This is a genomic window from Streptomyces sp. NPDC048434 (genome assembly GCF_043200375.1).
GTDB lineage: Bacteria > Actinomycetota > Actinomycetes > Streptomycetales > Streptomycetaceae > Streptomyces.
In genome coordinates this window covers 407,072-429,378 of the sequence record NZ_JBICXQ010000002.1, presented here as the reverse complement: position 1 = coordinate 429,378, position 22,307 = coordinate 407,072, and the positions used below count along the sequence as shown (strand labels likewise).

General features: G+C 70.9%; 20 protein-coding genes. 8 read left to right on the top strand and 12 right to left on the bottom strand.

Going from position 1 to position 22,307, the window contains the following annotated elements; translation table 11 throughout:
* Window positions 1–12: 12 nt before the first annotated feature.
* From ACGFWI_RS04245 to pdhA, 3 genes are read right to left on the bottom strand one after another with little or no spacing between them, the layout of a single operon-like run.
* Complete coding sequence (locus ACGFWI_RS04245; protein ID WP_393904348.1) at window positions 13–1,704, bottom strand: dihydrolipoamide acetyltransferase family protein; 1,692 nt, start codon at window positions 1,702–1,704, stop codon at window positions 13–15.
* Window positions 1,704–2,738, bottom strand: coding sequence for an alpha-ketoacid dehydrogenase subunit beta (locus tag ACGFWI_RS04240; RefSeq protein ID WP_393904347.1), 1,035 nt, complete (start codon window positions 2,736–2,738; stop codon window positions 1,704–1,706). The genes ACGFWI_RS04245 and ACGFWI_RS04240 overlap by 1 nt, the downstream gene beginning before the upstream one ends.
* Entirely contained in the window at window positions 2,735–3,928 is a 1,194-nt protein-coding gene (gene pdhA / locus ACGFWI_RS04235) for a pyruvate dehydrogenase (acetyl-transferring) E1 component subunit alpha (protein ID WP_393904346.1), read from the bottom strand. The genes ACGFWI_RS04240 and pdhA overlap by 4 nt, the downstream gene beginning before the upstream one ends.
* Before the next feature lie 224 nt (window positions 3,929–4,152).
* On the opposite strand from pdhA, the gene ACGFWI_RS04230 reads away from it, so the two are divergent.
* Window positions 4,153–4,677 carry an Lrp/AsnC family transcriptional regulator gene (locus tag ACGFWI_RS04230; RefSeq protein ID WP_393904345.1) on the top strand — a complete coding sequence of 175 codons (525 nt, stop codon included), beginning with the start codon at window positions 4,153–4,155 and terminating at the stop codon, window positions 4,675–4,677.
* A gap of 104 nt (window positions 4,678–4,781) precedes the next feature.
* Here ACGFWI_RS04230 and ACGFWI_RS04225 read toward each other — a convergent pair whose 3' ends face one another.
* A complete protein-coding gene (locus tag ACGFWI_RS04225) occupies window positions 4,782–5,372 on the bottom strand; it encodes a TetR/AcrR family transcriptional regulator (RefSeq protein WP_393904344.1) in 591 nt (196 codons plus the stop codon).
* Between the two features lie 2 nt (window positions 5,373–5,374).
* Entirely contained in the window at window positions 5,375–6,895 is a 1,521-nt protein-coding gene (locus ACGFWI_RS04220; RefSeq protein WP_393904343.1) for a 3-hydroxyacyl-CoA dehydrogenase, read from the bottom strand.
* 147 nt (window positions 6,896–7,042) lie between these two features.
* On the opposite strand from ACGFWI_RS04220, the gene paaN reads away from it, so the two are divergent.
* Window positions 7,043–8,725 (top strand): phenylacetic acid degradation protein PaaN, encoded by a 1,683-nt coding sequence (gene paaN, locus ACGFWI_RS04215; protein ID WP_393904342.1) that lies wholly within the window; start codon window positions 7,043–7,045, stop codon window positions 8,723–8,725.
* A gap of 72 nt (window positions 8,726–8,797) precedes the next feature.
* Here paaN and ACGFWI_RS04210 read toward each other — a convergent pair whose 3' ends face one another.
* From ACGFWI_RS04210 to ACGFWI_RS04200, 3 genes are read right to left on the bottom strand one after another with little or no spacing between them, the layout of a single operon-like run.
* Window positions 8,798–9,472 carry a TrmH family RNA methyltransferase gene (locus ACGFWI_RS04210; protein ID WP_393904341.1) on the bottom strand — a complete coding sequence of 225 codons (675 nt, stop codon included), beginning with the start codon at window positions 9,470–9,472 and terminating at the stop codon, window positions 8,798–8,800.
* The gene (locus tag ACGFWI_RS04205) at window positions 9,469–10,881 is read right to left on the bottom strand and encodes an HTTM domain-containing protein (RefSeq protein WP_393904340.1); all 1,413 of its coding nucleotides are present in this window, start codon (window positions 10,879–10,881) and stop codon (window positions 9,469–9,471) included. Before ACGFWI_RS04205 ends, ACGFWI_RS04210 begins: the two co-directional genes overlap by 4 nt.
* Window positions 10,878–11,549 carry a DUF5819 family protein gene (locus tag ACGFWI_RS04200; protein ID WP_393904339.1) on the bottom strand — a complete coding sequence of 224 codons (672 nt, stop codon included), beginning with the start codon at window positions 11,547–11,549 and terminating at the stop codon, window positions 10,878–10,880. The genes ACGFWI_RS04205 and ACGFWI_RS04200 overlap by 4 nt, the downstream gene beginning before the upstream one ends.
* A 167-nt stretch (window positions 11,550–11,716) precedes the next feature.
* On the opposite strand from ACGFWI_RS04200, the gene paaA reads away from it, so the two are divergent.
* The 6 genes from paaA (at window position 11,717) to ACGFWI_RS04170 (ending at window position 16,688) form a co-directional block, all read left to right on the top strand.
* Window positions 11,717–12,667 carry a 1,2-phenylacetyl-CoA epoxidase subunit PaaA gene (gene paaA / locus ACGFWI_RS04195; protein WP_393904338.1) on the top strand — a complete coding sequence of 317 codons (951 nt, stop codon included), beginning with the start codon at window positions 11,717–11,719 and terminating at the stop codon, window positions 12,665–12,667.
* Window positions 12,664–12,993 carry a 1,2-phenylacetyl-CoA epoxidase subunit PaaB gene (paaB, locus tag ACGFWI_RS04190; RefSeq protein ID WP_393904337.1) on the top strand — a complete coding sequence of 110 codons (330 nt, stop codon included), beginning with the start codon at window positions 12,664–12,666 and terminating at the stop codon, window positions 12,991–12,993. Before paaA ends, paaB begins: the two co-directional genes overlap by 4 nt.
* Window positions 12,993–13,709 (top strand): 1,2-phenylacetyl-CoA epoxidase subunit PaaC, encoded by a 717-nt coding sequence (paaC, locus tag ACGFWI_RS04185; protein ID WP_393904336.1) that lies wholly within the window; start codon window positions 12,993–12,995, stop codon window positions 13,707–13,709. The genes paaB and paaC overlap by 1 nt, the downstream gene beginning before the upstream one ends.
* Entirely contained in the window at window positions 13,703–14,200 is a 498-nt protein-coding gene (gene paaD / locus ACGFWI_RS04180) for a 1,2-phenylacetyl-CoA epoxidase subunit PaaD (protein WP_393904335.1), read from the top strand. The genes paaC and paaD overlap by 7 nt, the downstream gene beginning before the upstream one ends.
* Window positions 14,200–15,243, top strand: coding sequence for a 1,2-phenylacetyl-CoA epoxidase subunit PaaE (gene paaE / locus ACGFWI_RS04175; RefSeq protein WP_393904334.1), 1,044 nt, complete (start codon window positions 14,200–14,202; stop codon window positions 15,241–15,243). Before paaD ends, paaE begins: the two co-directional genes overlap by 1 nt.
* Before the next feature lie 311 nt (window positions 15,244–15,554).
* Window positions 15,555–16,688 (top strand): acyl-CoA dehydrogenase family protein, encoded by a 1,134-nt coding sequence (locus ACGFWI_RS04170; protein WP_393904333.1) that lies wholly within the window; start codon window positions 15,555–15,557, stop codon window positions 16,686–16,688.
* Between the two features lie 418 nt (window positions 16,689–17,106).
* On the opposite strand, the gene ACGFWI_RS04165 is transcribed toward ACGFWI_RS04170, so the two are convergent.
* The 4 genes from ACGFWI_RS04165 to ACGFWI_RS04150 all read right to left on the bottom strand — a co-directional run bounded on the left by ACGFWI_RS04165 (window position 17,107) and on the right by ACGFWI_RS04150 (window position 22,234).
* Window positions 17,107–17,451, bottom strand: coding sequence for a rhodanese-like domain-containing protein (locus ACGFWI_RS04165; RefSeq protein WP_393904332.1), 345 nt, complete (start codon window positions 17,449–17,451; stop codon window positions 17,107–17,109).
* A 10-nt stretch (window positions 17,452–17,461) separates the two neighbouring features.
* Complete coding sequence (locus ACGFWI_RS04160; RefSeq protein WP_393904331.1) at window positions 17,462–18,502, bottom strand: J domain-containing protein; 1,041 nt, start codon at window positions 18,500–18,502, stop codon at window positions 17,462–17,464.
* Between the two features lie 466 nt (window positions 18,503–18,968).
* A complete protein-coding gene (locus ACGFWI_RS04155; RefSeq protein WP_393904330.1) occupies window positions 18,969–20,408 on the bottom strand; it encodes a DUF2252 domain-containing protein in 1,440 nt (479 codons plus the stop codon).
* A 521-nt stretch (window positions 20,409–20,929) separates the two neighbouring features.
* Window positions 20,930–22,234 (bottom strand): ABC transporter permease, encoded by a 1,305-nt coding sequence (locus ACGFWI_RS04150; protein ID WP_393904329.1) that lies wholly within the window; start codon window positions 22,232–22,234, stop codon window positions 20,930–20,932.
* Window positions 22,235–22,307: the final 73 nt, after the last annotated feature.

The following is a 22,307-nucleotide window of genomic DNA, read 5'->3' as shown; positions in this document are numbered from 1 at the left end:
GTCTCGCCGATGTCACAGCGTCCGTAGCAGCAGCGCGGGCTGTTCCACGCAGTCGGCCACATAGCGCAGGAAGCCTCCGGCGGTGCCGCCGTCGCACACCCGGTGATCGAAGGTGAGCGAGAGCTGAACGACCTGCCGGACGGCCAACTCCCCTTCGTGCACCCAGGGTTTGGCGGCTATCCGACCGACACCGAGCATCGCCGCCTCGGGGTGGTTGATGATCGGCGTGGAGCCGTCGACACCGAAGACACCGTAGTTGTTGAGGGTGAAGGTGCCATGTGTCAGCTCGGCCAGGGAGAGCCCGCCGGCGCGGGCGGTCTCGGTGAGCCGGGTGATCTCGGCGGACAGCTCCTCGACCGTACGGGCATGGGCGTCCCGTACGACCGGCACGACCAGACCGCGGTCGGTCTGCGCCGCAAAGCCCAGATGGACGGCGGGCAGCCGGACGATCTCCTGGGCCTTGGTGTCGACAGTGGCGTTGAGCTCGGGGAACCGTGCGAGCGCCGCCGTGGTGATCCGGGCCAGCAGCGCGAGCAGCGACACCTTGGGGACGCCCGGCGCATTCATCGCCCTGCGGGCGGCCAGGAGTTCGGTGGCATCGGCGTCCACCCAGCAGGTCGCCTCCGGGATCTCCCGACGGCTGCGGCTGAACTTCTCGGCGGCCGCACCGAGCATCCCCCTCAGCGGGATCCGCTCCTCGCCCGCCGCGCCACCGGCTCCCGTGGATCCGATGGTCCTCACGGCTCCGGCGGCGGTCGCGGCCCCCGCCACACCCGTCGCACCGGCGCCGACCACCCCTCGGACACCATTCATCCCATGGGCACCAACCGAGGCGGCCGCCCCGGCACTACCCACCGACTCCTGCTCCTGCCGTGCCCGGACCGCGCACTCGACGTCCGTACGGAGAATCAGCCCATCCCGCCCGGACCCCGTCAACTCCCGCAGATCCAGCCCGTTTTCCCGCGCCATCCGACGCACCAGCGGAGAAATGACGGCCACCGTACGATTACCGGCATCCACCGCACCGGCCCCGGACGACCCGTCCGCCCCAGTCGTCCTGGCCGACCCGTCCACCCCCATGGCCCCGGCGGCCCCGGTGACGCCGACTGCCCCAACAGCCGCCGCCCCCGCATCAGCCGCACCTGAGCCACCAGGCCCACCGCCGACCGCTCCAGCCCCGGACGAGCCGTTCACCGCTCCTGCGGGCGGCCGCGGCACTCCCGCCACGGGTCCCGCCCCGCCCCCCGGCCGGATCCGGCGCCGCCGCGCCGCCGCCGCGCTCGTGCCGTACCCGACGAGCACATTCCCGGACCCGGCATCCGCCGGGCCCTCGGCGGCCGGACCGGAGGTCCCGGCGGAAGCCGGCGCCGAAGCCCCCGCATCGGGTGCACCACCTGTCGCACCCGTCCCGGCGCCCGGCCCCGTCCCAGGGCCCGTCCCCGCCAGATCATCGGGTACGGCCCCCACCGCGACCGTCACCAGCGGCGCCCCCACCGGGACTTCTTCCCCCTCCTCACCGAAGCGGGCGGTCACCACGCCCCCATACGGGCACGGCACCTCCACCATCGCCTTGGCGGTCTCGACCTCCACCACCGGCTGGTCGATCGCCACGACCTCGCCGACCTCGACCATCCAGTGCACGATCGTCGCCTCGGTGAGGCCTTCCCCCAGGTCGGGCAGGGTGAATTCGCGGACCACGGCCATCACTCACCACGTCCCTCGGTCCAGTCCGACTCCCACTGGAGGCGGGCGACGGTGTCCAGAATCCGGTCCACGCCGGGCAGATGGTGCCGTTCCAGCATGGGCGGCGGATAGGGGATGTCGAAGCCGGAGACGCGCAGGACCGGCGCCTCCAGGTGGTGGAAGCAGCGCTCGGTGATCCGCGCGGAGATCTCGCCGCCGGGACCGCCGAACCCGTTGGACTCATGGACGACCACGGCTCGTCCGGTCCGCCGCACCGACGCGCAGACCGTGTCGTCGTCGAACGGCATCAGCGAGCGCAGATCGACCACTTCGAGGTCCCAGCCCTCGGCGCGGGCGGCCTCGGCGGCCTCCATGCAGACCGGCAGCGACGGGCCGTATGTGATCAGCGTGGCGCTGCTGCCGCGGCGCCGGACCGCGGCTCGGCCCAGGGGGGCGACCTCGGTGGGCGCATCGGGCGACCAGTCGGCCTTGGACCAGTACAGGCGCTTGGGCTCCAGGAAGACGACCGGGTCGTCGGAGGCGATGGCGGCACGCAGCAGCCCGTAGGCGTCCTCGACGGTCGCCGGGGTGACGACCTGGAGCCCGGGGGTGGCGAGGTAGTACGCCTCCGAGGAGTCGCTGTGGTGCTCGACCCCGCCGATGCCGCCGCCGTACGGAATGCGGATGGTCAGCGGCATCGTCAGCGCCCCGCGGGTGCGGTTGCGCATCCGGGCGACATGGCTGATCAGCTGCTCGAACGCCGGGTAGGCGAAGGCGTCGAACTGCATCTCGACGACCGGCCGCAGCCCGTACATCGCCATGCCGACGGCGGTGCCCAGGATGCCGGCCTCGGCAAGCGCGGTGTCGGTGCAGCGGTCCTCGCCGAACTCCTTGGCGAGGCCGTCGGTCACCCGGAAGACACCGCCCAGCGCGCCGACGTCCTCGCCCATGACATGGACGGACGGGTCGTCGGCCATGGCGTCGCGCAGCGCGCGGGTCAGCGCCTGCGCCATGGTGGCGGGCTTGCGCGCGGTCGCCGGAGCGATGGTCGTCATGGCCTGGCCTCCTCGGCGGAGCCGTCGGCGCCCGCTGCGTCCTCGGTGTGTCCGTCGGCCTCGGCGTCCAGCTCGGCGCGCAGCAGTGCGGCCTGGGCACGCAGTTGGCTGGTCTGCTCGGCGAATACGTGGGTGAACAGGTCCATCGGGTCGAGCTCCGGGTCGGCGTTCATCCGCTCCCTGAGGTCGGCCGCCAGCTGCTCGGCGCCGTCCCGGGTGGCAGCGACGAATTCATCGGTCAGCAGATCGCGGGCCGCCAGCTCATGCTCCAGAAGGGCTATCGGGTCGTGGGCCCGCCAGGTCTCGACCTCGGCATCGCTGCGGTAGCGGGTGGCGTCGTCGGCGTTGGTGTGCGCCTCGATGCGATAGGTGACGGCCTCGATCAGGGTGGGGCCGCCGCCCCTGCGGGCCCGCTGCACGGCCTCGGTGAGCACCTCGTGCATGGCGGGCGCGTCATTGCCGTCGACCAGGCGGCCCGGCATGCCGTATCCGACCGCCTTGTGGGCGAGGGACGGAGCGGCGGTCTGCTTGGCGAGCGGCACGGAGATCGCGAAGCCGTTGTTCTGGACGAGGAAGACCACCGGCGCCTGCCAGACCGCCGCGAAGTTCAGCGCCTCGTGGAAGTCGCCCTCGCTCGTGCCGCCGTCGCCCACCATGGCCAGCGCCACCACCTCGTCACCCTTGAGGCGCGCGGCGTGTGCCAGGCCCACGGCGTGCGGGAGCTGGGTGGCGAGCGGGGTGCACAGGGGGGCGATGCGGTGCTCGTGCGGGTCGTATCCGTTGTGCCAGTCGCCGCGCAGCAGGGTCAGCGCCTGTACGGGGTCGAGGCCGCGGGCCACGGCGGCGAGGGTGTCGCGATAGCTGGGGAAGAGCCAGTCCCTGTCTTCGAGGGCCAGCGCCGCGGCGACCTCGCAGGCCTCCTGTCCCGTGGAGGACGGGTAGACCGCCAGGCGTCCCTGCCGGGTCAGGGCCGTGGCCTGGGCGTTGTACCGGCGGCCACGCACCAGCTGGGCGTAGAGCCGGGTCAGCAGTCCGGAGTCGAGCCGGGCCGCAGCGTCCGTACCCAGGAGGCGGTACGGCTCCTCGTCGGGCAGGAGGGGCGCGGGGTCGACGCGCGGCCGCCAGGCAGGCGGCGGGCCGGCCAGGCTGCTCTTGTTCCTGCTGCTGCCGGGCTGCTCAAGGACCGTCATGTCGAGCACCTCCTCGGTTCGAAGGGGTGGCGCGGTGCGCCTCATGTGGGTGGTGGGCGGACGGCGGACGGGCAGGATGGAATCGGCCAGGGCGGGTACGCCCTGCCCTACCGATTGTTCGGTCGCCGATGCATTTTGGCTACAGGCGGGCTCAGCCTGTGGACAAACGGTTCTCCACAGCCTGAGATGAAGACAGGGCGTCCACCAAGGGGAGGCGGGACCATATGCCGGACGAACAGATGGCCAATTCCGGCGGGCAGTCGCCCGCGGCACCCGCCCCCGCGCCGCCCTCGCCGGCTGCACGCCCGCTGGACACCATCGACCGTTCGATCCTGCGCATGCTGCAGACCGACGGCAGGGCCTCGATACGCTCCGTGGCCGAGCGGGTGCATGTCTCGCGCGCCAATGCCTACGCACGGATCAACCGGCTGATCGAAGACGGGGTGATCCGCGGCTTCAGTGCCCTCATCGACCAGGAACGCGCAGGTCAGGGCGCCTCCGCATACATCACGCTGAAGATCGTGCAGAACTCCTGGCGGACCGTGCGCAAGCAGCTCACGACGCTGCCGGGGGCCACCCACATCGCGCTGGTCAGCGGTGATTTCGATGTGCTGCTACTGGTCCACACCAAGGACAACCGCGAGCTGCGGGAGCTGGTCCTCACCCGTATCCAGTCGATACCGGAAGTGCTCAGCACCCGCACCCTGCTGGTCTTCGAGGAGACCGACCTCGGGCCCGAGGAGGAGTGACCCGCTCCGGGCGAGGGAGAAAGCCCCCGCCGGGCGCAGACGCCTTGGGGTGCCCGGATCGGACCTGCCCGGTCAAGGTGCACACCGAACGGCGATTGCGCAGATCAGAGCTTGCGCAGTCCCGCGAACGCCGTACGCACCACGGCCTCGGCGACCTCGTCACGGCTCACCGCGCCGCCGCGCCCCGGCCGGTACCACTCCACGATCGAGTTGATCATGCCGAAGAGCAGACGGGTGGCCAGCCGGATGTCCACGTCGTCCCGGAGGTCGCGGTCGGCGGCGGCCTGCTTGAGCAGATCGGAGACCTCGTGGTCGAACTCCCGGCGGCGCTCCATGGCCCACCGCTCGGTGTCCGTATTTCCCCGCACCCGCAACAGCAGTGTCACGTAGGGGAGTTCATCCATCAGCACCTCGGCCACGCGCCGGGTGACGTGCTCCAGCCGTTCGATGGCCCGCCCCTGAAGGGCGCCCGGCTCCTCCAGCACACCGAACAGCCCGTCCAGGGCGCGGCTTATCGCGCGCCGCAGCAGCTCTTCCTTGCTGCGGACATGGTGGTAGATCGAGGACTTCGAGATGCCGGCCGCTTTGGAGAGGTGCTCCATGGACGTGCCGTCGTAGCCGCGCTCGATGAACACCTCGACGGCGACCGCGAGCAGCGAATCGGGCGTATAGGTGTCGCGCTTGGCCATGGTCATGATTAGAGCACCCATTCCTCGAGGTCTGCACGGCGCCGCAGCGCCCACGACGGTGCGTAGCGTCCACCGGCGTTCTGGTGGTGCATCGAATCCAGCAGATCCCACACCCATGGGGCACCGAGCCGCTCGACCCACTCCATGGGGCCGCCGGGATAGTTCACGCCCAGCCGCATGGCCGTGTCGATGTCCTCCGGACTCGCGACCCCGCGGGCCGCGGCGTCCACGGCGAAGTCGATGATCATCGCGATGGTCCGGGCGACGATCATCCCCGGTACGTCCTCGATCACGCTGACCTGCTTGCCGAGCGCCTGGAACAGCCCGACCGCCTCCGCGAGGTCCTCCTCGGAGACCGCCGCCGAGGCCGCCAGGGCGATCCGGGTGGCGGCGCGGTAGTCCAGGGAGAGGTCGAAGCGGATGTGTTTCCCGTAGACGCCGGATGTCGCCGGACGGCCGTTGGTCAGCGCCAGACAGGCCCCACCGGGCAGCCGGAGGAACCCCCCCGACTCCCCCGGCGTCCGGTCACGGGTGATCTTGATGCCCGCCTCCTCGATGAGCTCGCGCAGTACCACCGCAGGGCCGGGCAGCTTCGCGTGCAGACCGACGGACTCGGGCGCCGGACAGGGCTCGGCGGTCCGCGGTTCGGGCCGGCGGGCGCCCTCGGAGTAGTCGAACCATCCCCGCCCCGCCTTGCGGCCGTGCAGCCCGGACTCGACCAGCCGGCGCTGCGCCAGGGAAGGGGTGAACTTCGGGTCCTGGAAGAACGCCTGCCACACGGAGTGGGTGACCGCCTCGTTCACGTCCTGCCCGATGAGGTCGGTCAGCTCGAAGGGCCCCATCTTGAAGCCGGCACCGTCGCGCAGCACCGCATCGATGGTGGCCGGGTCGGCCACCCGCTCCTCGTAGGCGCGCAGGGCTTCGGCGTAGAAGGGGCGGGCGATGCGGTTGACGAGGAAACCGGGGGTGTCCGTACAGCGCACCGGCTTCTTGCCCCAGGCCGCTGCGGTGTCGTACGCGGTAGTGGCGGCGGCCTCGTCGGTGGCGAAACCGCTGATCACCTCGACCAGGGGGAGCAGCGGCGCCGGGTTGAAGAAATGCATGCCCACACAGCGGCCGGGGTGGCGCAGGCCGCCCGCGACCGCGGTCACGGACAGTGAGGAGGTATTGGTGGCCAGCAGACAGTCCGCCGCCACGATGTCCTCCAGGGCGGTGAACAGCTCCTGCTTGGCGGGAAGTTGCTCCAGGATCGCCTCGATGACCAGTGCGGCGTCGGCCAGCTCCGCGGGGGCGGCGGCGGGGGAGAGGCGCTCGCGGGCGGCATCCCGCTCGTCCGCCTGGATCCGGCCTTTTTCGACGAGCCGGTCCAGCCGCCGCGCGATCGCCTCGGCGGCCTGCCCGGCGCGCCCGGGAACGGTGTCGTAGAGACGTACCCGGTGGCCGGCGACCAGCGCCACCTGCGCGATGCCCTGCCCCATGGTGCCGGTGCCCACCACTGCCACGGTGCTGCTGGTTCCGATTGCCGTCATGCCAGCTGATCCTCCCCGACCGACTTTTCCACAGGCTGGTCGGGCCCTCTTGCCCCGACCGATCGTTCGGTTACTCTAACTCCGTTGCCCTGTCCACTCCCAGCCCTTATCCACTCTCCGCCCAGCTCGACGAGGAGTTGGTCATCGATGGCCGCCGAAATGACCGCAGCGCAGTTGATCGAGAAGCACCGCCCGACCCTCGACCAGACGCTGGAGGCGATCCGCACCCGCGCGTACTGGTCCCCGCACCCCGAGCACCCGAAGGCCTACGGCGAGACCGCCGCGCCCGACGGCCTGGCCGCCTTCGAGGCGCTGCGCGGCCGGCGATTCGAGCTCGACCAGCCCGGCACGGACGACTGGACGGGCGAGGAAGTCTCGCCGTACGGCCTGAAGTTGGACATCGCCTATCCGCATCCGGACGTGGACGTGCTGCTCCCGGCCATGCGCGCCGCGCTCCCCGCCTGGCGGGACGCCGGCCCCGAGACGCGCGCTGCGGTGTGTCTGGAGATCCTGGCCCGGATCAGCGCGCGGACCCATGAGTTCGCGCAGGCCGTGATGCACACCAGCGGCCAGGCCTTCATGATGGCGTTCCAGGCGGGCGGCCCGCATGCCCAGGACCGCGGCCTGGAGGCGGTGGCGTATGCGTACGCCGAGCAGGCCCGCCTCCCGGAGCAGGCGCCGTGGTCCAAGCCGCAGGGCAAGCGCGACCCGCTCGAGCTGGCCAAGAGCTTCACGGCCGTGCCGCGGGGCGTCGCCCTGATGATCGGCTGTAACACCTTCCCGACGTGGAACGGCTATCCGGGCCTGTTCGCCTCTCTGGCGACCGGCAACCCGGTGCTGGTGAAGCCGCATCCGCGCGCCGTGCTGCCGCTGGCGCTGACCGTCAAGGTGGCCCGCGAGGTGCTCAGCGAGGCGGGTTTCCCCGCCGACCTGGTGTGCCTGGCCGTGGACAAGCCGGACGAGGGCCTGGCCAAGACGCTGGCCGTCCGCCCCGAGGTCCGCATCATCGACTACACCGGCTCGACCGCCTTCGGCGACTGGCTGGAGACGCACGCCCGGCAGGCGCAGGTCTTCACGGAGAAGGCCGGCGTCAACACCGTCGTCATCGAATCCACCGATGACTACAAGGGCATGCTCAGCAACCTCGCCTTCTCGCTGTCGCTCTACAGCGGCCAGATGTGCACCACCCCGCAGAATCTGCTGATCCCGCGCGACGGCATCACCACGGACGCCGGTCCGAAGTCGTACGACGAGGTGGTCCGCGATCTCGCGGGCGCGGTGAGCGGGCTGCTGGGCGACGATGCACGGGCCAACGCTCTGCTGGGCGCCATCGTCAATCCGCAGGTCAAGGAGCGCATCGACGCCGCTGCCGGGCTCGGCGAGGTGGCACTGGCCTCCCGTGAGGTAGCCAACCCCGAGTTCCCCGGGGCCACGGTCCGGACGCCGGTGATCGTCAAGCTCGACGGCGCCAAACCGGACTCCGAGGCGGCCTATCTGTCGGAATGCTTCGGCCCGGTGTCCTTCGCGGTGGCCGTCGATTCCGCGGCCGGCGCGGTGGATCTGCTGCGGCGCACGGTCCGCGAGAAGGGCGCCATGACGGTCGGCGCGTACACCACCTCCGCCGAGGTCGAGCAGCTGGTGGAGGCGGCCTGCCTGGAGGAGTGCGCCCAGCTGTCGCTGAATCTGACCGGCGGGGTCTATGTGAACCAGACCGCGGCGTTCTCGGACTTCCATGGCTCGGGCGGAAACCCGGCAGCCAATGCGGCGCTGTGCGACGGCGCCTTCGTGGCCAACCGCTTCCGGACGGTGGAGGTGCGACGGCCGGCGTGACGGATGCGGGCGCCGGGGCACGGGACGCTCTCCCGGGCCCCGCGCCGGGCGGCCGACGGGGCACGGGCTCCGTCAGAGGCCGTCCGGCCCCTCGATCCGCGCATGGCGGCCGATCCAGGCATGCATCGCGATGGCGGCCGCGGCCCCCGCATTGATCGAGCGGGTCGAGCCGAACTGCGCGATCGAGCAGACCAGCGAGACATGCCGGCGCGCCTCCTCGGTCAGCCCCGGCCCCTCCTGGCCGAACAGCAGGACACAGCGCCGCGGCAGCTCGGTCGTCTCCAGCGGCACGGAACCGGGGAGATTGTCGATCCCGATGATCGGCAGCTCCTCGGCCGCCGCCCAGGCGGTGAGGTCCGCGGTGTCCGGGTGGTGACGGACGTGCTGGTAGCGGTCGGTCACCATCGCGCCGCGGCGGTTCCAGCGGCGCTGCCCGACAATATGGATCTCCTTGGCCAGGAACGCATTCGCGGTCCGTACGACCGAGCCGATGTTGAAATCGTGGCCCCAGTTCTCGACGGCCACATGGAAGTCATGGCGGCGGGTGTCGAGGTCGGCGACGATCGCCTCGCGTGTCCAGTAGCGGTAGTGGTCGACGACATTGCGCCGGTCACCGTGCGCGAGCAGCTCGGGGTCCAGTCGGTCGTCCTGGGGCCAAGGCTCAGGATGCGGTCCGACACCGATCTGGGTCCCGTACCCCTCGTCGTACTGGAGGGGCTCGACGGGGGCGGTTTTCTCGCTGCTCACCCCACGAGCGTATGGCCATCGCCGCCGTGCCCCGTACGGGCCTCCGGCTCACCGCCCTCGGTCCCGTCGGCCGGCCGCGCCTCACCGCCACGCGGGAAGAGCCGTTCGCGCAGGCCGGAGAGGCGCGCGGAGAGCCAGGTCAAGAAGTTCGTCGGCAGAAAGACCGCGTCCGCTGCGACCATCGCGAGCGAGAAGAACGGCAGTCCGAGCAGGAACGCGATCGAGAGGTGCTCACAGATCATCGCGACCAGCAGCACATTCTTCAGCCGGCGGTTGAAGAGCGTGAACGGGAAGGCGACCTGCACGATCACCGTCCCGTAGGTGATCAGCATGACCATCACGCCGTTGCTGCCCAGCAGCTCGGACAGCGCCGGCCAGGGCGAGAAGTAGTCCAGGTGCATCGGGTAGTAGACCGCGGTGCCGTCCTGCCAGCGTGAGCCCTGGATCTTGTACCAGCCGGCGGTGGCGTAGATCAGACAGACCTCGATCACGATCACCAGCAGTGCGCCGTTGTGGGCGAGCTTGGCGAGGGTGTCCAGGACGATGCGCGGCTCGCCGGGCGCGTAGCGCTGCACCGCCCACCACAGGCCGTGCGCCAGCCACAGACCCCACAGCACCAGGCTCCAGCCGATGTGCGGGAACGGGCCGCCCTCGGACCAGCCGAGGCCGTAGTTGCCGCTCAGCTGGGCGACAGCCAGCACGAGGCCGAGCACGGACCACAGGATGACGCCGGGCAGGTCGCGGGAGACGGCGGGGACGCCCTCGGCTCCCTCCCCACCGGAGGCGTACGCGGCGGCCGCCGCCCGCTTCGCCCGGCGTGCGTCCAGCGACCAGACCTGCCCGCACCGGGTCAGCACGAGATACATCGACATCAGGTGGATGACGTTGTCGCCGCCGTCCCCTATGAAGATGCTGCGGTTCTGGAGCGAGATCACGCCCACCATGAAGAGCACCGACATGGTGCGGGTGCGCCAGCCGAGCATCAGCAGCGCGCTGGCCACGACGGCCACGAGGTAGACGCACTCGAACCAGCCGCGGCTGTCGGACCAGGGGAGTACGGAGAAGGCGTGATTGCCGGCCAGGAGCCGGCGCGCCATGTCCAGGTTCCAGGGGCTGTCGGGTCCGTAGAGCACCGCCCGATGCGGCCATTCGCGCAGCAGGAACAGCAGCCACGTCGCCGAAAAGCCGATCCGGATCACGGCGGTCTGGTACGGGGCGAGTGCGCGGCTGGTGACCCGACCGAAGCCGCGTCCGATGGCCCGCTCGATGCGGGTCTCCTGGTAGGGGGCGGGCTCCTCGGGCGTCCGTGGTGCCTGCGCTTGCTGCGGCACATCGGCCGGCTGCGTGGTGTGCGGATCCTGCTGTGCGCTCGGCGTCTGCTGAGGGTGGTGGGGCGTCGGTGACGTCACTGGTTGTTCGCCCCCTTGGGCAGGTCGTCGGCGGTGACCTGCCACCAGGGCAGCACGCGGTACACGGGCTTTTCGCTGATCTTCTCGGAGCTCCAGGGCGGCGGGCGGACCGCCGTCGTCTGCGAGCGGACCTGGACCTGTTCGACCCGGCCGCCGCCCTGGGTCCACTCGCCGTCCATCCGGAGCGTCACGATCCGCCGGATATAGCGCTCGGACAGCTCACCGCGCAGGCCGACGGGGCGGTTCTGCGCGTTGTGGGTGTTGAGGAAGAGCTCCCAGCCGCGGCGCAACTGGTTCTGCTGGGTGTGGCTGGGCAGCGGGTTGTGGAGGATGGCCTGCCCGTCGCGGGCGGTCAGATCGGTCCAGCCGGTGGTCCGCGTGGCGCCGTCCTCGGCGCGGAGCTGTGCACGGACCTGCACCGCGATGTTCTGCTGGAGCGGATTGGGTGCGAACAGCTTCCAGTTCTGTTCGTACTCGGGGTAGACGTAGTCGCTGATCAGGGCGCCCTGCTGTTTGCTGAGCGTGTTCGACGGCGCGACATGCAAGAACATCATGGCGAGATGAATCGCGACGCTGACCGCGATGGCACAGGCCGCCGCCCCTATGACGATCCGCGAGGGCAGCGAGAGCGCGGACAGTGGCCGCGTTTCGTCCCCGTATGACTGCATTCCCGCCCCGTTCCCAGAAACCATGCGGCTGACTCCGCTTCGGAACCGTACCTACGCGGCCGCACCGGGCACACCCTTCCCCGGGTTATCCACAGGCTTGACACCCGGGGTCCGCCCACTCACCATTGAACCGAACGATCGGTCGGTCGGGAGCGAGGGGGCACCACATGACGACGATCGCGCCGGAAGAGACGGCTCGCGAGGCCGTATTCGACGCCACTGTGGCCGCGGACGAACGCATCGAGCCGCGGGACTGGATGCCGGACGCCTACCGCTCGACACTCGTGCGGCAGATCGCGCAGCACGCCCACTCCGAGATCATCGGCATGCAGCCGGAGGCCAACTGGATCACCCGCGCGCCGTCCCTGCGCCGCAAGGCGATCCTGATGGCGAAGGTGCAGGACGAAGCCGGCCACGGCCTGTATCTCTACAGCGCCGCCGAGACCCTGGGCACCGGCCGCGACGAACTGCTCGACAAGCTGCACTCCGGCCGCCAGAAGTACTCCTCGATCTTCAACTACCCCACCCTGACCTGGGCCGATGTCGGAGCCGTCGGCTGGCTGGTGGACGGCGCGGCGATCACCAACCAGGTCCCGCTGTGCCGGTGTTCGTACGGCCCCTACGCCCGCGCAATGGTCCGTGTCTGCAAGGAGGAGTCCTTCCACCAGCGACAGGGCTACGAACTCCTGCTGGCCCTCAGCCGCGGCAGCGAGGCACAGCACGCCATGGCGCAGGACGCGGTGGACCGCTGGTGGTGGCCATCGTTGATGATGTTCGGCCCGCCGGACGACGAGTCGTCGCACTCCGCGCAGTCCATGGCCTGGAAGATCAAGCGGCACTCCAACGACGAGCTGCGCCAGCGCTTCGTGGACATCTGCGTCCCCCAGGCCGAGGCCCTCGGGCTCACGCTCCCCGACCCGGACCTGACGTGGAACGACGAGCGCGGCCAATGGGACTTCGGCCCGATCGACTGGGCCGAGTTCCGCGAGGTCCTCAAGGGCAACGGCCCCTGCAACGAACAGCGGATCAGCCGCCGACGGCAGGCTCATGAGGAAGGCGCCTGGGTGCGCGAGGCAGCTGCCGCACACGCGGCCAAGCACGGGGAGGCCACCCGATGACGACACCACGCCCCACCGAAGCCCCCGCGGAGGCGGCCGCCCTGCCCGCCGACTGGCCCCTGTGGGAGGTCTTCGTCCGCAGCCGCCGCGGACTCTCCCACACCCATGCCGGCAGCCTGCATGCGCCGGACGCCGAGATGGCGCTGCGCAACGCCCGCGACCTCTACACCCGCCGCTCGGAAGGCGTCTCCCTCTGGGTGGTGCCCTCCGCACAGATCACCGCCTCCTCGCCGGACGAGAAGGACACCTTCTTCGAGCCGGCCGGTGACAAGCCCTACCGCCACCCGACCTTCTACGAGATCCCGGACGGGGTGCATCACCTTTGATGAACGTCACCGCCACCCCGGCCCTGCCCCTCGGGGACGACGCACTGATCCTCTCCCACCGCCTGGGCGAGTGGGCCGGCCACGCCCCGGTCCTGGAGGAGGAGGTCGCGCTGGCCAATATCGCGCTGGACCTGCTCGGTCAGGCCCGTGTGCTGCTCTCCCTGGCCGGTGACGAGGACGAGCTGGCCTATCTGCGCGAGGAGCGGCAGTTCCGCAACCTCCAGCTCGTCGAGCAGCCCAACGGCGACTTCGCCCACACCATCGCCCGGCAGCTCTACTTCTCCACCTACCAGGAGCTGCTGTTCGGCCATCTCGCCACAGCCGAGAGCGAGTTGGCGCCGCTGGCCGCGAAGGCCGTCAAGGAGGTCGCCTACCACCGCGACCACGCCCATCAGTGGACGCTGCGCCTGGGCGACGGCACGGACGAGAGCCACGCCCGGATGCAACGCGCCCTGGACGCCCTGTGGCGCTTCACCGGCGAACTGTTCGAGCCGGTGGAAGGACTGGAAACGGTGCACTGGCCGGCCCTGCACGACAGCTGGACCGCACGCATCACCGCCACCCTGGAGCAAGCCACCCTCACCGTCCCCGAAGGACCCCGGCACGGCGCCTGGGCGGCCGGCGCGGGCCGCCAGGGCCTGCACACCGAATCGTTCGGACGGCTGCTTGCCGAGATGCAGCACCTCCACCGCAGCCACCCGGGGGCGGCATGGTGACCACCACCGCCCTCGAAGAGGAACTGCTCGCGCTGGCGGGCTCCGTTCCCGACCCCGAGCTGCCGGTACTCACGCTCGCCGAACTGGGCGTGCTGCGCGGGGTCCAGCTCACGGCCCCCGGCCGGGTCGAGGTGCGGCTCACCCCCACCTACACCGGCTGCCCCGCCATCGAGACGATGTCGGCCGATATCGAGCAAGTGCTGCACGACCACGGGATACCCGAGGTCGAGGTCCGAACGGTCCTCAGCCCGCCGTGGACCACCGACGCGATCACCGTCGAGGGCCGCCGCAAGCTCGCCGAATTCGGTATCGCACCCCCACGCCCCACGGGACCGGCCGGCGGACCGGTCGCCGTCGACCTCGCCATCCGCTGCCCGCACTGCGGATCGACCGACACCACCCTGCTGAGCCGGTTCTCCTCCACGGCGTGCAAGGCACTGCGCCGCTGTGAGTCCTGCCGCGAACCCTTCGACCACTTCAAGGAGTTGTGATGTTCCACCCGCTCCAGGTCCGGGAGATCGAGCGGCTCACGGACGACGCGGTGGCCGTCACCTTCGCGGTCCCGCCCGAGCTGCGCACGACCTTCCGGCACACCCCCGGACAGCACATCGCGCTGCGCAGATCCGTCGACGGCCAGGAGATCCGCCGTACGTACTCCATCTGCACCCCGGCCACCGGCCGGCCCGTATTGCGGGTGGGCATCCGCCTCGTCGAGGACGGCGCCTTCTCGACCTACGCGCTCAAGGAACTGACCGTCGGCGACACGGTGGAAGTGATGGCCCCGGCGGGCCGGTTCACCCTCGAACCACGTCCCGGACATTTCGTCGGAATCGTCGGCGGCAGCGGCATCACCCCCGTGCTGTCCATCGTCTCCACCCTGCTCGACCGGCAGCCGGACGCCCACTTCTGCCTCATCCGCAGCGACCGCACGGCGGCATCGACGATGTTTCTGGAGGAGGTGGCCGACCTCAAGGACCGCTATCCCCAGCGCTTCCAGCTCGTCCACACCCTCTCCCGGGAGGAACAACAAGCCGGCCTGCCCTCCGGCCGGCTGGACGAGCCCCGGCTCCGCTCCCTCCTGCCCGCGCTCCTGAAGATCGACTCCGTCGACGGCTGGTACCTCTGCGGCCCCTACGGCCTGGTCCAGGGCGCCGAACGCGCCCTCCGTGCCCTCAACGTCCCCCGCACCCGCATCCACGAAGAAATCTTCCACGTCGACAACGGCACCCCGACCGCCCCCGTCGCCGCCGTCCCCGCGCACAGCACCGTGACCGCCACCCTCGACGGCCGCTCCGGCACCTGGCCGGTCCACGACAGCGAGTCGCTGCTGGAGGCAGTCCTGCGCAACCGCGCAGACGCCCCGTACGCCTGCAAGGGCGGCGTCTGCGGCACCTGCCGCGCCTTCCTGGTCTCGGGCGAGATCCGTATGGACCGCAACTTCGCCCTGGAGTCCGACGAGGTCGACGCGGGGTACGTCCTGGCCTGCCAGTCCCACCCGGTCACGGAGAAGGTCGAGCTGGACTTCGACCGATAGAACGGATCCGGGCGGGTGCCCGGCCCCACGAGCCGGGCACCGACACCACGCCGTTCGCCGTGCGGGCTCCCACCAGGACCGGGGCCACAGGCCACAGGCGGCCGGCTACCGGTCGCCGGTCGCCGAGCCGGACGAGCCGGCAATGGAAGCCGAGTCGGTCCGACGGCTGTGGCCGCTGCCGGACGTGCCCGGTAGGCGCCCCCACGGCCCAACTCCCTCCCCTTTCCACCGCTTCCGCCATTCCCAATTCCTGGAACCTGTTCTACCTTGACGCATCGTCAGTTCGAGGCGCCGCGCGGGAGGACAGAGCCATGGACTTCACCTTCACCGAGGAGCAGCAGGCCGCCGTCGAAGCGGCCAGGGCCGTCTTCTCGGGGGTCGCTCCGGACACCGTGCCCAGCCCGGCGCTCACCCCTGGTGCGGTCGCCGACGACTTCGACCGCACACTGTGGCGCAAGCTCGCCGACGCCGACCTGCTGAGCCTGCCGATCGCGCCCGAGCACGGCGGCGCGGGCCTGGACCCGATCGCGCTCTGCCTCGTACTCCGCGAGTCGGCCAAGGTGCTGGCACGAGTGCCACTGCTGGAGTCCGGCGCCGCCGCGCTCACCCTCCAGCGTTACGGGGCCGACGAGTTGTGTGCGGAAGCGCTCCCCCGGATTGCTGCCGGCGACCTCGTCGTGACCGTCGCCACCGCCGGCCGCACCGGCCACGAACCGGCCGAACTCGCCGTTGACGCACGCCAAGAGGGTGCCGACTGGATCTTCGACGGGATCCAGACAGCCGTCCCCTGGGCCCAGACCGCGGACCGGATCCTGCTCCCCGCCCACACCCCCGAAGGCCACGCCGTACTCGCCCTCGTCCCCCGCACGCATCCGGGCGTCACGCTCGACGACCAGGTATCCACGACCGGAGAGCGCCTCGCCGAGATCCGGCTGGATTCCGTACGCCTCAGCACCCGGGAAACGATCACCGCCCCGGCCGCCTGGGAGTCGCTGCGCAATGTTCTGACCACCGGCACCTGTGCACTCGCCCTGGGCCTGGGAGAGTGCGTCCTCGCCATGACCAGCGACTACACCGGCAAGCGCGAACAGTTCGGATTCCCGGTGGCCACCTTCCAGGCCGTCGCCGTCCAGGCCGCCGACCGTTTCATCGACCTACGCGCCATGGAGGCCACGCTCTGGCAAGCCGCCTGGCGCATCACCACCGACGCGGACGGCCCGCTACCGCCCGCCGGGGATGTCGCGGTCGCCAAGATCTGGGCCTCCGAGGGCGTACGCCGCGTCGTCCAGACCGCCCAGCATCTTCATGGCGGCTTCGGCGCCGACACCGACTACTCGCTGCACCGCTACCACGCCTGGGCCAAACAGCTGGAGCTCTCCCTCGGCCCCGCCGCCGCCCACGAGGAGGCCCTCGGCGACCTGCTCGCGGCACATCCGCTGCGCTGAGGCGGGAGCGGGGGGGAAGGCACAGCGGGTGTCCGTTGCTGCGGCAACGGGTTTCAAGGCCTGCGTTGGCGGCCGCTGCCTGCCCGGCCGCGCCAGCGGTCGGCAGTCGGCAGTCGGCAGTCGGCAGTCGGCCCGGATTCTGCGGACTCGGGACATCAGGTCAGTCGTCAGGTGGTCCCGGTCGTAGATCAACCGATGCGGGGCCTCCGTCGATCATCCGACGGGCCTCCGCCGACAGGCCAGGTCAGAGGGAGACGGACGGGGACGGATGCCTGATGACGACGACCACGGCCTTCCAACGACCTCCGACGCCCTTTGGACCGCAGCCCGACGAGCTACTGACACCGAGCAGCGCAACCCAGCCGTCCCGGCTCCCGGGCTCCCCGGCTCCCGGGCTCCCGGGCTCCCGGGCTCCCGGCTAGATGACCGCCCCCGAGCCACCCTTGCCATCCGACACAGGGCGACCGGCGGCCTCCCAGGCCTGCATGCCGCCCATGACGTTCACCGCGTCGATGCCCTGCTGCATCAGATACTGAGCCACCTGTGCCGAGCGCCCACCGACCCGGCACAGCACGTACACCTTGCCGTCCGCAGGGGCTGCCTCGGTCAACTCCCCGTAACGGGCGACGAATTCGCTCATCGGGATGTGCAACGCGCCCTCGGCGTGCCCCGCCTCCCACTCGTCGTCCTCACGCACGTCCAGGAGGAAGTCCTCCGACGTGAGAGCGTCGACACCGACCGTGGGCACAGAACCAAATTGCATGGTCCCGACGCTACCCGACCAGCTGCGCGAGGTACGTCTCGCGTTCCGCAACATCGGCGAGCAGCTTCTCGGCGATCTCGTCCAGGAGGGCGTCCGGGTCCCCCGGCGCCATCTTGATCATCGCGCCGATCGCGCTCTCCTCCAGCTCGGAGGCCACGGCAGCCAGCAGTTCCTTGCGTTCGGCCAGCCACTCCAGCCGGGCGTAGAGCTCCTCACTCTCGCTGAGCCGCTCCTCGGCCGGCGCGGGACCGGCCTCCCATTCCTGCGCCAGCTCCCGCAGCACGGCCTCGTTACCCTGGCCGTACGCCGCGTTGACCCGCGCGATGAACTCGTCCCGCCGTGCCCGCTCCGCATCGTCCCGCGCCAGGTCGGGATGGGCCTTCCGCACCAGGTCGCGGTAGACCTTGCGAGCCTCCTCGCTGGGCCGCACCTTCTGCGGCGGCCGCACCGACTGCTCGGTGAGCATCGCCTGCGCCTCAGGAAACAGGCCGTCCGACCCCATCCAGCCGTGGAACAGCTCCTCCACTTCCGGCATCGGCAGCACCGAGGCACGCGCCTCCTGCGCCTTACGGACGTCCTCGGGATCGCCCGTACGCGCCGCCACCGCCTCGGCGATCTGCGCATCGAGCTCGTCCAGCCGCGCGTACATGGGGCCGAGCCGCTGGTGGTGCAGGCGGGAGAAGTTCTCCACCTCCACCCGGAAGGTCTCCACCGCGATCTCGAACTCGATCAGCGCCTGCTCAGCGGCCAGTACCGCCTTCGCCAGCCGCCGGGTCGCCTCGTCCTGAGCCGCCTGCTGCCCCGGCGCGCCCGGCTCGGTCCCTGCCCCGGCCTGGCCGGTGGGCGGATCGTCCTGAGCGCCTTGGTCGGCATCCGCCGCCCCCTCGGGCCCCCCGATCCGATCTCCCGAGCCGCCGTCCTGCCCGAGCTGGGGCCCCTGACCGCCGCCGCGGGCGTCCGGTGCCTGCGGGTCGGCCGGGGCGTCCGGGCTGCCCGGTACGTCCGGTCGGTGCTGACCGTCCTGCGTGTTCTCCGCGTGCGAGTTCGTCACCCGGTCAGCGTACGGCCCACGCCGGGCCCGGCCCTCCACGGCCATTCGATCGCCTCCTACCGGGGCCCCTCCCCCCCCCAGCCCACCCGCCCCCTCAGTCGACCGGCCAATCAGCCAGCCAACGGCGCAGACCGCCCCGGACCAGTTCCAGTTCGCCGCCACGCCACGCTCGTGGCACGCGTCAACGGTCCGTAGGCCGTCACGACAACACCGCAACGGTCGGCACGCCGCAGGCCTCGCACTCCCGCCGGCAGCCACACCGCGGGCCGCCCCGTTCCCGCCGGCCACCACACCCCCGCGCACCACTCCAGGCAGGGGGCCGCCGCGCCACAGCCCCGACCGGGTCAGCCTTCCTGCACCCGCAGACTTCCTTCCCCCACTACTCCGGCCCCCCGAATCCGGCCGTGCTCCCAAGCCCGCCGCTCCGGCCTCCCGCACCCGGCCGGACGCCCGAGCGCCTCCTCCCTCACACCCCCGTCTCTGCCGGGATCCGCCCGTTCTTCACTGCTGCTGCCAGCTCCGCATGGTCTGCTTCCGTGCGGTCCGCGTAAGACACCGCGAAGTTCGCGATCGCCTCGTCCAGTTCCTCGTTCTTGCCGCAGTAGCCGGCCAATAGGCGCGGGTCGGCACTGTGCGCATGGGCTCGGGCCAGGAGAGCTCCCGTCATGCGGGCGTAGTCATCCATCTGATCGCCGGACAGCTGCGCCGGGTCCACGCTGCCCTTGCGGTTTCTGAACTGGCGGACCTGGAAGGCCATTCCTTCCCGCCGGCCGTTCTCCACGGTCGCGCCGCCACCTGGCGAGGCCGCGTCCTGCACCGTCGTCCAGCCCAGCAGAATGTCGCTGACCACCTGCATCCGCCGCTGCCCGAGCACCACCCGGCGTCCCTCGTGCACCACCGGCGGCACCGGGAAACCGGCCTTCGCCACGAACGGCACCAGCACCGAGGGCCGCGCCTCCTTCACCTGCAGGACAAGCGGCTCGCCCTGGTGGTCCAAGAGCAGCACCACATACGACCGCAGGCCCACGCTGCCCGTGCCGACCACTCGGAAGGCCACGTCGTGTATCGCGTGCCGGGCCATCAGGGGCAGCCGGTCGTCGGGGAGCGTCTCCAGATAGCCGGCGAGGGATGCGGCCACGGCTGCCGCCTCCGCATCCGGCACCCGCCGCAGCACCGGCTGAGCGTCCACGAACCGACGGCCGCCGTCCGGCGTCGCCTCCGTCGCCTTTGCCGCGAACCGCGCGCTGGTGTTCTTGCGCGCCTTGTCCGCGACCCGCTCCAGCGTCCCGACGAGATCCTTGGCGTCAGCGTGCGAGACCAGCGCCTCGTCGGCGATCGCGTTCCACGCCTCGGTCACCGGCAACTTCGCCAGCAGCCGCATCGTGCGCCGATACGCGCCCGCCACGTCCTGCGCCGCCTTGCGGCAGTCGTCCTCGCCGGCCCCCGCCTCCCGGCCTGCCAGCACCATCGATGTCGCAAGCCGTTTCACATCCCACTCCCACGGCCCGTACAAGGTCTCGTCGAAGTCGTTGAGATCGATGACGAGCTGGCCGCGGGCATCGCCGTAGAGTCCGAAGTTGGCGGCGTGGGCGTCTCCGCAGATCTGCGTGCCGATGCCGGTGACGGGGCTGCCCGTCAGGTCGTACGCCATCAGGCCCGCAGAGCCGCGGAGGAAGGCGAAGGGGCTCGCGGCCATCCGGCCGACCCGTATCGGCGTCAGCTCGGGCAGCCGGCCGGCGTTGGACTGCTCGACCGCCGTGACCGCGTCCGGCCGCCCGGCCGCGATCGACAGTGCGGCCTGCTCGGCACGCGGAACGCTCCCCCGCAACGCCCGCCCGGCGGCCTTGGGCGACGGTCCCTGCGCCTCCACCCTCGCAAACCCCGGTACGTACGGCACACGCGGCATAGCGGGCCACCTCCCCCTTCACGACCTGCGCTCTTGTGTTCTTGTCCGCTGCATCCATCAGCTCGCCGAGCGAACCCGGCCCGCTGACGAGCAATGACGTTACCGAGATCCCGTCACAACCTGCAGAGCCTGTGGATAACTCTCCGGATCTCCACACCACGGAACCCCCGAACCACGAAAGCCCGGAACCTCCGAACATCGGAACCTCCGGACCTCGGTCGCTCCCGGCCCAAGCACGCGGAGCGCTCCGAGCTGTCAGCTCCCTCCCCCCTCTTCGTCCCCTCCCAGACATCTCCGTGCCCCTCCCGGCGATGCAAGGCCGGAAGGGGCACGGAACACAGCGAGACACGGCACACGGCGGCACTGTCGCCTCCCGGACGCTGTCCACGGACACAAGGCACCAGAAGCGCGCGACACCGGACACCAGGCGCTCAGGCGCTCAGGCGCTCAGGCGCTCAGGCAGCCAACCCCACCAGCCCCCAGGCACCCCATCCACCGACCTACGCCACCCCGATCAACCCCTACACCCCCACAGCCTCCTCCATCTCCATCTCCACATCCGCCTCCGCAGCCCCAGCCGCGTCCACACCCCCAGCCCCATCGCTCGCGTCCGCCCCCGCGCCCCCTGCCATCCGCTCCGCCCGCGCTGCCCGGCTCCCCCGCCTCGGCATCGGCTCCGGCACCGTCGCCGCCACCGCAGCTGCCGCCACCGCCGCCGCATTGGCCGCCGCCTCCGCCTCCGCTGTACGCCGCCGCTTCTCGGCCAGCGCCGCCACCCCGACCGTCAGCAGACCAGCGATCAGCCACCACACCAGCGTCCAGGCGTGTCCCGACAGGCCGTAATCGTCGAAGTAGACGTGGCTGCGGGTGCCCTCCACGAAGCCCGCACCGTTCCAGAAGGAGTGCAGCGCCGCGAAAAATCCGTTCTGCATCTCCGGCCGGAAGATCCCGCCGGAGGACGTGAAGTTGAGCATCACGAAGAGGGCCATCACACCGAGCGTGGTCCAGCGCTTGAGGAAGGTGTGCAAGCCGGTGCCGATCAGCAGAATGCCGGCGGAGTAGAGCCAGGCCATGCCCCACAGTCCCCTGAGGCCGTGGTCGACGAGGTGGAAGACCGGACCGGCGAACGCCGCCCCGATGAGGCTGACGACGAAGGACGTGCCGATCGCCAGCACCGCCCGCAACCGGATCGGCAGCACGGCCCCGGCACCGCCGATCACCGCGACCGAGGCGTATGAGCCGATGCTGATCGCGACCAGCAGGAAGAAGATGCCCTGACCGGTCGGGTCGTCCTCGGCCGTCGGCGCCACGTCCGTGACCTTCAGCGGAGCGCCCTGGTGCGCCGCGATCGGGGTGAAGACCTTCTGCACGACGGAAGCGCTGGTGTCGGAACCGGCGGTCGCCACCAGCAGCTCGGGCGCCGGCTTCGCCGAGCTCCCCGCAGCCCCGCCGGCACCGGCCGCACCCTTCGTCGCACCCTGCGCGTGGACCACATACGCGCCGAAGATGTCCTGGTGCTTGAGCCGCTCGACCGCCGCCGACCGGTCGCCGACGGTCCGCACCTCCAGGTCACCGTCCGCCTTGTCGTTGATCGACTGGGCGAGCAGCTGTGCGCTCCGGCCCGATCCGACGACCGCGACGGGCAGGTGATGCGGCGCGGGGTTCGCGAAGGCCCCCAGGTACGCCAGCCCCATCCCGATGCACATCAGCAGCGGCGTGATCAGGTGCGTCAGCACATGACGCAGCCCGGCGGAGTGGGCGGAGCGCGCGGAACGGTGGCCGCCGTGCTGCTCGCTTCGGTGGTCGGGACGTCGGACCGTACTCATGGGGCAGGCCTTCTCAGCTCGTCGGGCTCAGCTGTCGCCACTACTGACGACCAGTAGTTGGCTAATACAACTC

Coding starts and splice junctions, on each gene's coding strand:
- ACGFWI_RS04245 (WP_393904348.1), bottom strand. CDS start 1,704: ATGGCCGTGGTCCGCGAATTCACCCTGCCCGACCTGGGGGAAGGCCTC.
- ACGFWI_RS04240 (WP_393904347.1), bottom strand. CDS start 2,738: ATGACGACCATCGCTCCGGCGACCGCGCGCAAGCCCGCCACCATGGCG.
- pdhA (WP_393904346.1), bottom strand. CDS start 3,928: ATGACGGTCCTTGAGCAGCCCGGCAGCAGCAGGAACAAGAGCAGCCTG.
- ACGFWI_RS04230 (WP_393904345.1), top strand. CDS start 4,153: ATGCCGGACGAACAGATGGCCAATTCCGGCGGGCAGTCGCCCGCGGCA.
- ACGFWI_RS04225 (WP_393904344.1), bottom strand. CDS start 5,372: ATGACCATGGCCAAGCGCGACACCTATACGCCCGATTCGCTGCTCGCG.
- ACGFWI_RS04220 (WP_393904343.1), bottom strand. CDS start 6,895: ATGACGGCAATCGGAACCAGCAGCACCGTGGCAGTGGTGGGCACCGGC.
- paaN (WP_393904342.1), top strand. CDS start 7,043: ATGGCCGCCGAAATGACCGCAGCGCAGTTGATCGAGAAGCACCGCCCG.
- ACGFWI_RS04200 (WP_393904339.1), bottom strand. CDS start 11,549: ATGCAGTCATACGGGGACGAAACGCGGCCACTGTCCGCGCTCTCGCTG.
- paaA (WP_393904338.1), top strand. CDS start 11,717: ATGACGACGATCGCGCCGGAAGAGACGGCTCGCGAGGCCGTATTCGAC.
- paaB (WP_393904337.1), top strand. CDS start 12,664: ATGACGACACCACGCCCCACCGAAGCCCCCGCGGAGGCGGCCGCCCTG.
- paaC (WP_393904336.1), top strand. CDS start 12,993: ATGAACGTCACCGCCACCCCGGCCCTGCCCCTCGGGGACGACGCACTG.
- paaD (WP_393904335.1), top strand. CDS start 13,703: ATGGTGACCACCACCGCCCTCGAAGAGGAACTGCTCGCGCTGGCGGGC.
- paaE (WP_393904334.1), top strand. CDS start 14,200: ATGTTCCACCCGCTCCAGGTCCGGGAGATCGAGCGGCTCACGGACGAC.
- ACGFWI_RS04170 (WP_393904333.1), top strand. CDS start 15,555: ATGGACTTCACCTTCACCGAGGAGCAGCAGGCCGCCGTCGAAGCGGCC.
- ACGFWI_RS04165 (WP_393904332.1), bottom strand. CDS start 17,451: ATGCAATTTGGTTCTGTGCCCACGGTCGGTGTCGACGCTCTCACGTCG.
- ACGFWI_RS04155 (WP_393904330.1), bottom strand. CDS start 20,408: ATGCCGCGTGTGCCGTACGTACCGGGGTTTGCGAGGGTGGAGGCGCAG.
- ACGFWI_RS04150 (WP_393904329.1), bottom strand. CDS start 22,234: ATGAGTACGGTCCGACGTCCCGACCACCGAAGCGAGCAGCACGGCGGC.